Origin of the sequence: Alteromonas sp. IB21 (genome assembly GCF_016405965.1) — a bacterium.
GTDB lineage: Bacteria > Pseudomonadota > Gammaproteobacteria > Enterobacterales > Alteromonadaceae > Alteromonas.
The window spans coordinates 13250-26539 of the sequence record NZ_JAEFCD010000026.1 but is presented as its reverse complement, the minus strand read 5'-3'; the positions used below and the strand labels follow the sequence as shown (position 1 = coordinate 26539).

Below are 13290 nucleotides of genomic sequence, written 5' to 3'. Positions count from 1 at the left end.
ACATCGAGGGGGATATCACAAAGGCTGAAATTCATGCAGTGGAGCGGGTTTGGCAACGCCATACCCTTGGGCGAAATCGATTCCCATTTTGCCTAATTGGGCCATTGTGCCTTCATCTTCAACGAATTCGCCAACGGTCTGCATACCCATCGCTTTCGCGACATCGTTAATTGAAGCGACCATAGCCGTATCGATGTTGTCATTCAGCATATCCTTAATGAACATGCCGTCAATCTTGACCTGACTAACAGGCAAGCTCTTAAGATAGCTGTACGAAGAGAATCCACTGCCAAAATCGTCCAGTGCAAAGGAGCAACCCAGGCGATTGAAAGTATTCATGAAGGCAAGGGTATCTTCCATCTTAATAATGGCGACAGACTCAATGACCTCGAAACAAATTTTGTCATAGGGAATTTTGAATGTTTCAAAGGCATTCAGAATAAATAACGTGAAGTCTCTGTCAGCTAAAGAGTGACAGTTTAAATTAATACTGCATCGTTTTAATTCAGAAAGGTGCTCAGGGTTTTCTGAGAGCCATTTAAAGGAATTCGTTACAACCCACTTGTCTACACTCACGTTCATCTCGAAACGTTCTGCAGTGGGCAAGAAATTAGCAGGCTCCACTAACGTACCGTCTTTCTCTCGAAGTCTTAACAGTACTTCGTAGTAATGACCGTCGCTGGTTTTGTTTAAAGGACGCAATGATTGATAGTATAGCTCGAAGCGCCCTTCTTCTAACGCATTGTTAATGGATGAAACCCAGTCTAGCTCGCGCTGGTAGCGCTGCATACTTTCGTCGTTTTTATTGTATCGGTGAATTTGGTTCCTGCCTTGCTCTTTCGCAAAATAACAGGCGGCATCTGCCATGCTCAAGTATTGACCCGGGCTGACTTCGGTGTCGTCGCAGACAACCATGCCTATGCTGACCCCTAAATTGAAAATGCGGTTGTCCCACATAAAGCGATAGGCCTGGACCGCATTCAATATTTTAACGGCATTTAGATATACTTCATCAACGCTACGTTGCGAATACATAATGCCAAACTCATCGCCACCAAGTCGGCCAATTTGAGCATCAGGCGTAAGGGTGTTTTCAATTAAGCGCGAAAGGTCTTTGATCAACACATCACCGGCTTTGTGCCCGCAGGTGTCATTAACCACTTTAAAACGATCTAAATCTAAAAAAAGTATACAAACAGGAATATCACCGGGTGTCGTCACCTTCTCCCTAAATAGCGTTTCGAATTGACGTCTATTGTATACCCCAGTCAGCGAGTCGTGGGTGGCTAAATATTGGAGGCTGAGTTCAGACTGTTTTTTCTCGGTAATATCAATAACCGAGCCGTACAGAAAGCTACCTTCTTCGCTTTCCCGAACCTGACATGACAAGGAGAACCAAAATTCGCTGCCGTCTTTGCGTTTTCCACGAATTTCCTTGCCAGTGACATGGCCTTCCTGAGATACAGTTCCCAATAAAACTTGTCTATCCTCGGGCGATGCATAAAACGTAAGCGCACTGGCTGCTTCTAACAGCATCTCTTCTTCGCTCTCGTACCCGAACACCTTACACATAGCGGGGTTGACAGATATTAACTTTCCGTCCCACGTTGACGTGTAGTGGCCTTCGGCTGAGTTTCTAAACAAATCGTAAAAGTGATTTAAGCTGGCAATGGTCTCTGCCTGCGTTGAAAGCTTGTGTCGATTCTTTGCCTGCTCTCTAGCGATGACAGAAAATCCGAAACATAAGAACCCGAGCGTGACGAATATCAACATACCGATAGCGACGCCAACGGTGTAAATGAGGCTGCTGAAAAGCGTTAGCGTGACTAATGCGTAGAATGCGAAAAACGATAGCCATGCGAGAATGTATGTCGTGCTGATAACTATGCTGTTTTTGTCTTTGAAAAAAAGTGCAAGAGCGACATGGTAAAGGCCCATGGCGGCTGTGAGTATTAGTAACGTGATGGTGGTGTTATAGGCGTTGGTCGTCAAACAATATACGGTAGCTGCAATCGGCACAACGTAATTAACTAACCGTAATATAATTGGCACCCGTGAAAATAGGTGATGATTCACTTTCGCAATACAAAGCAGAAGCATACCAAGGCTTACCGCGTAAAAGTTTTCACTGGCGTTAGTCAGGTTAGGCCAAAGTGCAAGCCCGCCTTCTGTAATAAATAGCAGCGCAATGATAACGAGGGTGGCCATGGTAAGCCAAAAGCGGGCAGGAATACGTTGATTCAAATAGGAGAACAAATAGTAAAGTGCGATAAGCGTTAGCGCGCCCAATACCGCGCCGAGCAGCATCAGCATGTTTGTGTCGTGCTGCGCTAGCAAGTCTCTTTCCCATAAGGCAATTGGGAAATATTTAAGACCACTATCTTTAACGGAAACTAACAGCTGCGCGTTTTGATAGGGCTGCAGCGTGAATCCAAGCCGTATGTTGGGAATAGGCTGTTTTAATGAAAAGTCGCCTTTACCCGCTTGGTAGCGATAAGACTTGATAATACGTTGACTACTATCGAGTAGATAGATTTGCAAATCATCGACGTTCAGCCGCTCAATATTGAGCACGAGTGGAATTGGGCTATAGCCAGAATGAGTGAGCTTAGTGGAATACCAAACTTGCTCACGCGCTTTTGGGCCTGACATGGACGGCTTAGAGGCATTGCCGTTTAAAATATCAAAATAGGTAGCGCTGTTTGGCGCAAGAGAAAGCTCTGCGTGTTGGTTGATGATGGCGCGTTCAAATGACTCATCGATAACGAGCTGGCTGCTTGCCAGCGCGTTACAACAAATCATCACCCAACTAATGATTATTGCTGCTGCATACTTTGTTAGCCGGGCTATTACCACTCGTTAATTCCTTAGAGCACGCTTTTTGGGGTGGTTGGTTTGGAAAAACGATTAGCCGCTAAGTCCATTGACCCCAAGTGTTTTTCTAGAATAATACTAGTCCGCCCTAAAAGCCAAGCGCACTTTGCGTTACTAGGCACGGGTAAGGTAATCAAAAATAGCGCGACTAGACTGCTGCGTGCCAATGGGTTCTAGCCAGATTGCTTCACACAGCCATTCTATACAAAGCATGCATTGAAATGCAGTATTGCTAGATTGCGTTGTGATAATGGCTTGAAAGCGATCTGCTCCCCAGTCAGTTTCAGATATCGAAAAGTTAAATAGTGAACAGAAGTGCGATACCCACTGTTGGGTTTTTAGTGGTGTGGTAGGTAGCTCAAGGCAAATCTCGACGCTTTGTTCGCTGATTCTGGCATGTTGTTGAACATCTTGGAGAGTAAAAGGTTGCATAGTTCTGTCAATTTATGGGTTTATGTAAACCTGCTAGCGTTAATAAGTGTATATAGTACAACACAATAACTACAGCGTTAATTCAAGCGCATTAAGGACGAGGTATGCTAACACTACATCATTTAAATAACTCTCGCTCACAGCGAATACTTTGGCTACTTGAGGAGCTGGGTGTAGAGTATAAAATAGAATTCTATCAACGAGATAGCCAAACTAATTTGGCGCCAGACTCGCTGCGGGCAGTACATCCGCTAGGTCGTTCTCCTGTTCTTACCACGCCCCACGGGCCGATTGCTGAATCTGGCGCTATCGTAGAGTATCTCGTGCGCCATCACGCGAGCGAGTCGTTCGCTGTTCCGCAAGACCCAGAAGCACTTCAGCAATATTGGTTTTGGCTTCACTTCGCAGAAGGGTCGCTTATGCCGCCCCTTGTTGCAAATCTAGTGTTAGAAAAAGCACGCCAAAAAGGGTCTAAGCCATTCTTCATAAAGCCAATTACTAACAAGCTGATCGACGGTATTTTAAATGCTTATTATGGCCCCAATTTAGCGCAGAGTTTACGTTACGTAGAATCTTACCTATCGAAAAATACCTGGTTTGCAGGCGACGAGCCCACCGGGGCCGACGTGCAAATGATTTTTCCGTTGGAGTCGTTGGTAGCGAGCGGAAGAGCCAAGGACTTCAACGCAATTCAAGGCTATGTTAAGCGCGTCCACGCTCGAGAAGCGTACAAAGCGGCGTTAGAAAAAGGCGGTGAATACGCCTACGCCTAGCGTGTGTACCTTCATTTATCTGCTGCGACCTACTGCCAACTGGGGATACAAACCCTAGTTGGCCAATAAGCCTTTAGTGCTCTCGATTAATGTAACCATCAATTAACTGAATAAACGCGTCGCCATATCGTTCTAGCTTGGTTTGACCTACGCCACTCACGTCTAATAAGGTGTTGCGCGTGGTGGGGAGCTTGCAAGCCATATCAACAAGAGTGGCGTCGCTAAATACTACGTAGGGCGGCACTTCGTTTTCTTCTGCAAGCACTTTTCGCAAATGTTTAAGACGGGTAAATAATGTTCTGTCGTAATTGGCTGGAGCCTGTTTGGCTTTCTGCTTGTCAGGCTTAAACTCGAGTCGTGGTACGGCAAGTTTAACAGCAACTTCGCCTTTTAGCACCGGGCGGGCGGCTTCAGTTAGTCGCAATGCCGCGTGTGCTGTGATGTCCACACGAATAAGCCCCTTGTGTACTAACTGATTGATAATATTGTGCCAATAGCTATCAGACTTATCTTTACCTATGCCGTAAGTGGAAAGCTGATGATGTCCTGCCTCTTGTAGGCGCCGTAACTGCTTTCCTCGCAATACATCGATAACATATTGGCTAGCGGCTTGTTGAGAAAGCCGCAGCACACACGACAATACTTTTTGCGCAATCACTAAGCCGTCAATCATCTTCGGTGGATCGAGGCAAATATCACAGTTGCCACAGGCGCTGTCGCTGAACTGAGAAAAATAGTTGAGCAATACCTGCCGACGACAGGTTTGTGCTTCTGAAAATGCCTCCATGGCAGCAAACTTTTGTAGCTCAATTTGATTTCGTTCGGCAATCTCGCCTTGCTCAATCCATTGCTTCACGCGGGCTGCATCTTTTTCATCAAACAATAATAGCGCTTCAGACGCCAAACCATCTCGGCCTGCACGGCCTGTTTCTTGATAATAACTTTCCACACTGCGGGGCACATCGTGGTGAACAACGTAGCGAACGTTTGATTTATTGATGCCCATTCCAAAGGCAACGGTAGCTACCACAATGTCGACTTTGTCGTTGAGAAATTGGCGCTGAACCAACTCTCGCTCATCACTATCCATGCCTGCGTGATAAGCCGCACAGCGAAAACCTTGTCTGAAAAGCTTTGCGTGTAGGTCGTCTACTTTAGCACGGCTGTTACAATAAATTATGCCGCTGCCCTCTTGCTGTTTTACATACGCAACCACTTGGTCGAAAGCTTTGTACTTACTCATAACGCGGTAGCGAATGTTGGGTCTGTCGAAGCTTCCCTTATAAACCAACGGGTCTTGCAGGTTAAGTTGGGTTAGGATATCTGCTTGAGTTGCAGTGTCTGCTGTGGCGGTTAATCCAATAACGGGTATATGAGGAAAGCGAGACTTTATTTGACCTAGCGCGCGGTAATCTTGCCTAAAGTCATGGCCCCAGTGCGACACACAGTGTGCTTCATCGATGGCAAACAGGCTAATATCAGCGTGTGAAAGTGACTGTTGAAAGTAATATTGCATCAGTCGCTCAGGTGATACGTAGAGTAGGTCAAGCTTACCAGCCTGCAAAGCATCGTTGATTTGCCCTTGCTCATCAACGTCTAAAGTGGAATTGAGATACGCCGCTTTTACACCTAGGGCTTTAAGTTGTTCTACCTGATCTTGCATCAATGAAATGAGGGGAGAAACAACAATGGCTGTGCCGCTTCGCACCAGAGCAGGAATCTGATAGCACAGTGACTTACCACCGCCTGTGGGCAGTAATACAAGTGCGTCTTTACCTTCACATACGTGGTGAATGACTTCGCCCTGACCGTCGCGAAATGCGTCGTAACCGAAGACATCTTTTAAGACAGTTTCAGGTGTTTTAGCGCTTTGCGATTGCGGCTCGGATTCTAATGAAGCTATTGCAGTAGTCATGGCGCTGGATTTTACGCGTTTTTGAAGATGTCTTCACGGGGCAATTGCAAAAACTAGACGAAAATTCAGCGTTAGCATGACTCAGCAACCGTCAGAACGTTATAGGTGTTTGGTTTTTGAGCAGGTTGGGGACTCACGTTTTATAAACTCACAGGCGGAGCCAAATCGCATAACTTATCCTGATTAACTAACATTGGTTGGATGAATTTCCCTTCTCGTTATCTTCAATAGTAACGTTATTGATACTTTGACAATAAAGGGATTCATCATGTCTCTCAGTGAGAATACTAAGGCTAATAAAAAAATAGACCACCACGTTATGATCAATCATGTGATTGCGCTTTTTCGTGATAATATGCCGTTTAACCAGCTACTAGGCTTAGAATTTGTTAAGCAAGGTACCGGTTTAGAAACGCAGATTTCTTTGCATCTCAATTGGCAACCCACGTTAACCGGCAATCCAATGCAAAAAATCCTACACGGCGGTGTAACAGCGACTATGCTAGACACCATCGGTGGTTTAGTTTCGATTATAGAAACCATCAAGCAAACCGCACTTGAACATCTTGCGGACCTTCAAGTTAGATTGCCTACCATGGGCACGATTGATATGCGCGTTGACTACTTAAGACCGGGAAGAGGTGAGCGTTTTATCGCTACAGCGGCGGTCATACGCAAAGGCAGTAAATTAGTGGTTTGCAGAATGGAATTGCACAATGAAAAAGGCGATCATATAGCCTTTGGGACAGGTACTTACATGCTTGGGTAATATGCTTGAAAGTAGGCTTTCACCAATCCCATATAGCGGTACTTGCGTTGTGTAAAGGAAGTGAGTGGTATTAACGGGAGGTGTAGCATGGCAGAGCCATTACCAGATTTAATTGAAGAGATTGTTACCGACAGTATGAGTGATGATCCGGCAACCTTGTTGGCCGCTTTAGCCGGACAAGACGAGGTATATATTGCGTCTCTTTTAGAATCACTACCCGTAGAAAAGCGCTTGACGGTGTGGGAAGGCATACCGCGAGACCGCAAGCTCGATGTATTGGTTGAGATGCGTAGCGACCCTCGTGAAATTCTTATCGACAATACACCACATGACGAGTGGGCATCTATTTTTAACGGCATAGACGCCGAGGACTTACTAGAGCTTCTCGATTCATTACCCAAACGCTTGGTCGATATGGCCTATGAGTCTCTCGACTCTAAAGAACGTAAATATTTTAGGGAAGCTACGCAGTTTCCTGATAATCAAATTGGTCACTGGGTAAATCACGAACAACTCGTTTTGCCGTCCAATGCTAAAGTGCGTGAGGGCTTGCGTTTACTGAGAAGAGAAATACCGCAGCATTGCGACAGTATTTTTCTGGTCAACCGCTCGGGGCAATTTTCTGCATTGGTAAAAATCAGCTATTTGTTTACTGCCCAAGATCACGTGTCGTTGTTTGATTTATCTGAAGAGAATGTAACCACTATCCAAGGTGCTGACGACACCATGAATGCATCGCTTCTTGTTCAACGCTCTGGGTTGGCATCATTGCCGGTGGTTGATGAGAATAATAAGCTGCTTGGCCGCTTGGATGTGACGTCGGCCAGCGAGTTAGTGAACGAATTTTACGAGCGTCAGGTGATGGCTTCCGCAGGTATGGATGAGGACGAAGATTTGTTCTCGCCAGTAGCGAAGAGTGCACGAAATAGAGCACTGTGGTTGGGCATTAACTTACTCACAGCATTCCTAGCTTCGTGGTTTATTGGTCTGTTTGAAGGCACGCTCCAGCAGGTCGTTGCCCTTGCCGTACTAATGCCAGTAGTGGCGAGCATGGGGGGTATTGCGGGTAGCCAAACGTTAACGCTTATTGTGCGGGGGCTAGCGCTAGGACAGGTGACCCCAGCTAACTTAAGGGCGCTGATGGTTAAAGAGCTCAAAGTCGGGGGCGTGAACGGCGTCATCTGGGCGTTAGTGATAGGTGTTGTCGCCTATTTTTGGTTCACCGATGCCATGTTGGGCTTAGTTATCTGCTTAGCTATTTTGTTTAATATAGTGGCAGCAGCGTTGGCAGGCGTATTCGTGCCCGTTGTTCTTGATAAGCTCAAAATAGACCCGGCCTTATCGGGCTCGGTTATCCTAACAACGGTTACAGACATTGTAGGGTTTGTGGCCTTCCTAGGTTTGGGGACCTTGTTTTTACTTTGAACTGGGTTTCTTTATTAGGTCGTAAATAGCAGGCTTGTCAGGAAATGCGTGAATGGAGCGCAGAATTAGCGAGGCGTGCCTAAGCGGACTAGATTAAAATCGGCTCGCAATGGTGGTTAATTTCCGTCTAATGCCTGCTTATCTTTTTTAGAAAGCGGTAAAGGTTGTGTATTTTCTGAAGCTGATAAACAATACGCGCCCTTCTATCTCGAAAGTCTATGGAGCCAGTCTTGTCTAAGCAAGCCAGTGCCGCTCAAGTCGGCGTGATATGTGCCATTGCCGCATACAGTATGTGGGGCGTAGCGCCAGTTTATTTTAAACAGCTTATGGTGTTGCCGGCTGCTGAGATATTGATGCACAGGGTGATTTGGTCAGTCATCTTATTGATTGGGCTTATCGCTGCGTTGAAACAATGGCCGAAAGTGGGCGCCGCGTTTCGCAACAAACGGGTGATGCAAATATTGTTCGTCGCTGGGCTTCTGCTTGGTGCAAATTGGCTTCTTTTTATTTGGGCTATTAATAACGACCATATTCTTGACGCTAGCTTAGGCTATTACATTAATCCCTTAATCAATGTTTTCTTGGGTCGACTGTTTTTAGGGGAGAGGCTGCGCAACTTGCAGCGTGTTGCCGTTGGGCTTGCCGTTATTGGCGTTGCAATTTTAATTTTGTCTTATGGGCATGTGCCGTGGATTGCACTGGTGTTAGCCGGTAGTTTTAGCGTGTATGGCTTGCTTAGAAAGCAAGTAGCGGTCGATTCTCTGCCTGGTCTCTTCATTGAAACCCTTATGCTATCGCCGTTAGCTATTTTTTATTGGATATTTTTTGGTTCCGAGTACAGCAATTTATTCAATAACGATGTGACATTGAACATGCTCATCGTGGCGGCAGGTATTGTGACTACAGCCCCCTTGCTATGCTTTACTGCCGCAGCAAGGCGGATCATGTATTCAACATTAGGCTTTTTTCAGTATATTGGGCCAACCCTTATGTTTGTCCTTGCTGTGTATCTCTACGGTGAACCCCTTGAGGAATCGAGACTAGTGACGTTCGGTTTCGTATGGGTTGCACTTATCTTATTCAGTGCCGATTCTTTACTAAATTATCGCAGTCAGCGTCAAGCCCGTAAGCTCGCAGTAGAGCAGTAAAGCAGTGCAAAGTTGCGTATACTATAGCGGTAGGTGCGCTTCGAAGTGCAAGGCTAGGACGGTAGTGCACATCGTGGTGGGGTTAAAGCAGGGTGCCTTGTTCTGAGTTGGGCGCGTCTGGTGGCTCGCACTTGACCTGATTTCGACCGCTGTTTTTTGCTGAATATAGCTGCTTGTCGGCAAGGCTTAGCAGCTTATCAACCCGCTGCGTGTGAACGCCGCTTACGCCAATACTACACGTCACTTTGATGTTTGTTTTAGGCAGTTGGATCACTTCGGCTTCGACAACCTTTCTAAAGTCTTCTAAGCGTTCGCAGGCTTCAGTAAGCGGGGTTGATGGCATGTAAATACAAAACTCTTCGCCACCGAAGCGAGAAATGATTTCGTCGGGAAAATAAAACTCAATGAGCGCCGCTACTGCTTTTAAAACAGTGTCGCCTGCATCATGTCCATAGGTGTCGTTTATTGATTTAAAAAAGTCCAAATCGATAAGAGCGAGCGCATGATCATCGGATAAGTTTTGATGCTGAACCGTAAGCATATAGAAAAAGTGACGTCTATTGGGCAAGCCCGTTAAATAATCGGTATTGGCAACCCGCCGAATTTCTTCAACACTCTCAATATACTCAACGTTTTGCATCACGCGACATAAAAACTCTTCGTGACAGTAGGGCACTCGTAGGAAGTCGTTAGCGCCACTTTTAATAAAGTGAGCAGACATTAGCATGCCTTTTCCTCCCGCTATGCCCATGATTGATAGCTGCTCTTTCGAAAAAGCCTTTCTTAAACTGGCGACAAAATGTGTACCTGTCATATCGGGAAGCGTATTATCTGTTATCACAAGGCGTACATTTTTGTTTTCAGATAAGCACTGCATCGCATCGGTGGCGGTTAAGCACTCGAAAGCGATAAAATTATGGCGCTGAAGTAAGGAAACGGTTCTTGTACGAAGCACTCGGTTGGTGCTCACCACGACGACGCCGGTAGATTTGTTTTTCTCAAGTCTACTAATGAGACGGTTTAAATAATCGTAATTCTGAGAGTTTTCTTTTGGAATATAATCAACTACGTCCCGTTCTAGCACTTTGTCGCGAATAGCGTTGTCTAGGCTTTCTGTGGTGGCTATGGTGGGAATGAAAGACTCAACTGCAAAGTCGATGGCCTCGCCTTTAGGTGCATCGGGAAGCGAATAGGCAACAATGGCGCACAAAAAAGTCTCGGGCATATTTTGCGAAAACCGTACTTTTCCCTCTATAAGCGACGTAGCACCAACCGGCGTAAGGCCGGCACGGCGCACAAGTTTCGCAATGAGTTCGAGGTTGCCTTCACCATTTTCGATGATCAGCACATGTTGCTGCATACAATCCAACTTAGATAAAGGCTGCCTTGCCACATTAATAAGTTACGCTTTCTCCAGCTTTGCGTAAGCAAGTACCAGCCATTTGCTGCCAAATTCGTCGAAGTTTACTTGAACTCGGCCGTGCTCACCACTTCCTTCGTAATTAAGTACTATACCTTCGCCAAATTTACGATGAACAACGCGCTGGCCTAAACTAAATCCGGTTTCTTCAAAACTCGCATGAGATGTAGCTTGGCTGAAGCGGTTATGCACAGGTCGCGAGATGGTGGTCTTTAGCCTCACCTCTTCAACGCAATCTGCTGGCATTTCGCGAATAAATCGAGAAGCGGTATGGTACTTGTCCTGACCATATAATCGACGACTTTCAGCGTAAGTGATATACAACTTTTGCATAGCCCTGGTCATTCCAACATAGCAGAGCCTGCGCTCTTCTTCCATTCTGCCAGGTTCGTCGTTGGTCATTTGGCTAGGGAACATGCCTTCCTCAACACCCGCCAAAAATACTAGCGGAAACTCTAGACCCTTCGCGGTGTGAATGGTCATCATTTGTACCGCGTCTTGATCTTTGTCGGCCTGAGTCTCGCCGGCTTCGAGAGATGCATGAGCCAAAAACGCCGCAAGAGGCGTCATTTCTTCCGCCTCGTCAGGCACGATAAAGGTTTTACATGCGGTGACCAGTTCTTCTAAGTTTTCCAATCGAGCTTGTGCCTTTTCACCACGTTCGGCTTGGTACATCGCATATAGGCCCGATTGTTTTATGGCTTTATCCGCTTGCTGGTCTAGCGGTTCATCCATGGTAGATTGCTCAAGCTCTGTGATGAGCAGCACAAAGCTTTGCATTGCATTCAATGCTCGACCTTTAAATCCGCCTTCGTTAATGAGCAGTTGGCACGCCTGCCACATTGAACAATTGTGAGCGCGCGCAGTCTCGCGCACCTGCGAAAGGGTTTTTTCACCGATACCCCTACTCGGAGTATTCACTACCCGCTCAAATGCGGCGTCGTCGTGCGGATGACTAACCATACGCATGTAGCCAAGGGCATCTTTAATTTCTTGACGTTCGAAGAAGCGCAATCCGCCGTAGATGCGGTAGGCCAACCCTTCGTGAAGTAAGGCTTCTTCTAAAACACGGGACTGGGCGTTGTTTCTGTAAAGAATGGCCGTATCGCTTAAGGCGTTACCTTGATTGAGCCAGTCTTTGATTTTAGACACAATAAAGCGCGCTTCGTCTAGTTCGTTAAAACCCGCATACACAGAAATTAGCTCGCCTTGAGCGTCTTCGGTCCAAAGCTCTTTTCCTAAACGGCCCGTGTTATTGTCGATAACCGTGTTCGCCGCTTTTAGGATGTTGCCGGTTGAACGGTAGTTCTGTTCAAGACGAATGGTATTAGGTTCATTAAAATCTTTGAGAAAGTGCTGAATATTATCGACATTAGCGCCACGCCAGCCGTAAATAGACTGGTCGTCGTCTCCGACAATCATAATGTTGTTATTACCGCCACTGCAGAGCATGCGAAGCCAAGCGTATTGGATATTGTTGGTATCTTGAAATTCGTCGACCAGCACTGCGCGGAAACGGCGCTGGTAGTGAGCGAGCACGTCTGGATTTTTAGCCCACAGTTCATGCGCCCGTAATAACAACTCGGCAAAGTCAACTAAGCCAGAACGGTCACAGGCATCCTGATATGCAGCATAGACTTCACGCATGGTTTTTTGGATATGGTCGCCATGGGTTTCAATATGTTGAGGACGCAAACCTTCGTCCTTGTTGCCATTGATATACCATTGAATTTGGCGGGGTGCCCAATGCTTTTCATCTAAGTTCATGGCTTTAAGGATTCGACGAATTAAGCGGTATTGGTCGTCAGAATCGATAATTTGGAAATTTTCCGGAAGATTTGCCTCTGCGTGATGGGCCCGTAGTAAGCGATGGGCTAATCCGTGGAAGGTACCAATCCACATATTGTGCAGACTGCGCCCCATAAGCGACTCGATACGGCCGCGCATTTCTTTGGCCGCTTTATTCGTAAAGGTTACCGCTAATATCGAGAAAGGCGCGATGTTTTCGACTTCCATCAACCACGCAATACGATGCACTAATACGCGGGTTTTACCACTACCTGCACCGGCAAGTACTAAAGCGTTAGACAATGGGGCTGCTACTGCTTCACGCTGTTTGTCGTTAAGCTCGTCTAGCAGTCGAGATACATCCATAGTGTGGTACCTGTTGGTTGATAGTTTTACACAGTTAGCAGCCCGCCATTATGCCATCTGACTGTGAATTTATACAGTCCAGTTTTCTTCTCCCCCTTTATCGTTATGTTTTATCGTTTAACGTTTATTACTGCGTAATGAAATAACAAATTACATCAGGCGGGAAGAGGCCATAATCGGTAGCAACGGTTAGATCTTGTAGGCCTTTACTATAACGAATTAATCAGACTGATTGATCGATTTTAACGCTAGGGCGGTAACACACCGGTATTGTACTACATAAAACTCAGGTAAACTTTGTACCTGAATCTACTTACTTTACTTTGCAGCACTTAATCGTAGATTAATATTGTTAAGCAGCGGCTAACAGACCGAATCTA

The 13290-nt window shown here is 46.1% G+C and carries 9 protein-coding genes; 4 read left to right on the top strand and 5 right to left on the bottom strand.

What is annotated here, in order from left to right; all coding sequences use genetic code 11:
- Positions 1-15: 15 nt before the first annotated feature.
- Positions 16-2856 carry an EAL domain-containing protein gene (locus JC525_RS15895; RefSeq protein WP_198816705.1) on the bottom strand — a complete coding sequence of 947 codons (2841 nt, stop codon included), beginning with the start codon at positions 2854-2856 and terminating at the stop codon, positions 16-18.
- 132 nt (positions 2857-2988) lie between these two features.
- Positions 2989-3306 (bottom strand): hypothetical protein, encoded by a 318-nt coding sequence (locus JC525_RS15890; RefSeq protein WP_198816704.1) that lies wholly within the window; start codon positions 3304-3306, stop codon positions 2989-2991.
- Positions 3307-3410: 104 nt separating this feature from the next.
- Here JC525_RS15890 and JC525_RS15885 point away from each other — a divergent pair, with 104 nt between their 5' ends.
- A complete protein-coding gene (locus tag JC525_RS15885; protein WP_198816703.1) occupies positions 3411-4079 on the top strand; it encodes a glutathione S-transferase in 669 nt (222 codons plus the stop codon).
- Between the two features lie 73 nt (positions 4080-4152).
- Here JC525_RS15885 and recQ read toward each other — a convergent pair whose 3' ends face one another.
- Positions 4153-5994, bottom strand: a complete 1842-nt coding sequence (gene recQ / locus JC525_RS15880; RefSeq protein ID WP_198816702.1) for a DNA helicase RecQ — start codon at positions 5992-5994, stop codon at positions 4153-4155.
- Between the two features lie 268 nt (positions 5995-6262).
- On the opposite strand from recQ, the gene JC525_RS15875 reads away from it, so the two are divergent.
- From JC525_RS15875 to rarD, 3 genes are all read left to right on the top strand, one after another.
- Positions 6263-6763, top strand: coding sequence for a thioesterase family protein (locus tag JC525_RS15875; RefSeq protein ID WP_198816701.1), 501 nt, complete (start codon positions 6263-6265; stop codon positions 6761-6763).
- An 87-nt stretch (positions 6764-6850) separates the two neighbouring features.
- Positions 6851-8188 (top strand): magnesium transporter, encoded by a 1338-nt coding sequence (locus JC525_RS15870; RefSeq protein ID WP_198816700.1) that lies wholly within the window; start codon positions 6851-6853, stop codon positions 8186-8188.
- Between the two features lie 230 nt (positions 8189-8418).
- Entirely contained in the window at positions 8419-9336 is a 918-nt protein-coding gene (gene rarD, locus JC525_RS15865) for an EamA family transporter RarD (protein WP_198816699.1), read from the top strand.
- A gap of 82 nt (positions 9337-9418) precedes the next feature.
- Here rarD and JC525_RS15860 read toward each other — a convergent pair whose 3' ends face one another.
- Positions 9419-10696, bottom strand: coding sequence for a GGDEF domain-containing response regulator (locus JC525_RS15860; RefSeq protein WP_198816698.1), 1278 nt, complete (start codon positions 10694-10696; stop codon positions 9419-9421).
- 42 nt (positions 10697-10738) lie between these two features.
- Positions 10739-12910, bottom strand: coding sequence for a DNA helicase II (gene uvrD, locus JC525_RS15855; RefSeq protein ID WP_198816697.1), 2172 nt, complete (start codon positions 12908-12910; stop codon positions 10739-10741).
- Positions 12911-13290: the final 380 nt, after the last annotated feature.

Bases quoted from the DNA above. Each gene is read 5' to 3' on its own strand.
- JC525_RS15890 (WP_198816704.1), bottom strand. From the start codon at position 3,306: ATGCAACCTTTTACTCTCCAAGATGTTCAACAACATGCCAGAATCAGC.
- JC525_RS15885 (WP_198816703.1), top strand. From the start codon at position 3,411: ATGCTAACACTACATCATTTAAATAACTCTCGCTCACAGCGAATACTT.
- recQ (WP_198816702.1), bottom strand. From the start codon at position 5,994: ATGACTACTGCAATAGCTTCATTAGAATCCGAGCCGCAATCGCAAAGC.
- JC525_RS15875 (WP_198816701.1), top strand. From the start codon at position 6,263: ATGTCTCTCAGTGAGAATACTAAGGCTAATAAAAAAATAGACCACCAC.
- JC525_RS15870 (WP_198816700.1), top strand. From the start codon at position 6,851: ATGGCAGAGCCATTACCAGATTTAATTGAAGAGATTGTTACCGACAGT.
- JC525_RS15860 (WP_198816698.1), bottom strand. From the start codon at position 10,696: ATGCAGCAACATGTGCTGATCATCGAAAATGGTGAAGGCAACCTCGAA.
- uvrD (WP_198816697.1), bottom strand. From the start codon at position 12,910: ATGGATGTATCTCGACTGCTAGACGAGCTTAACGACAAACAGCGTGAA.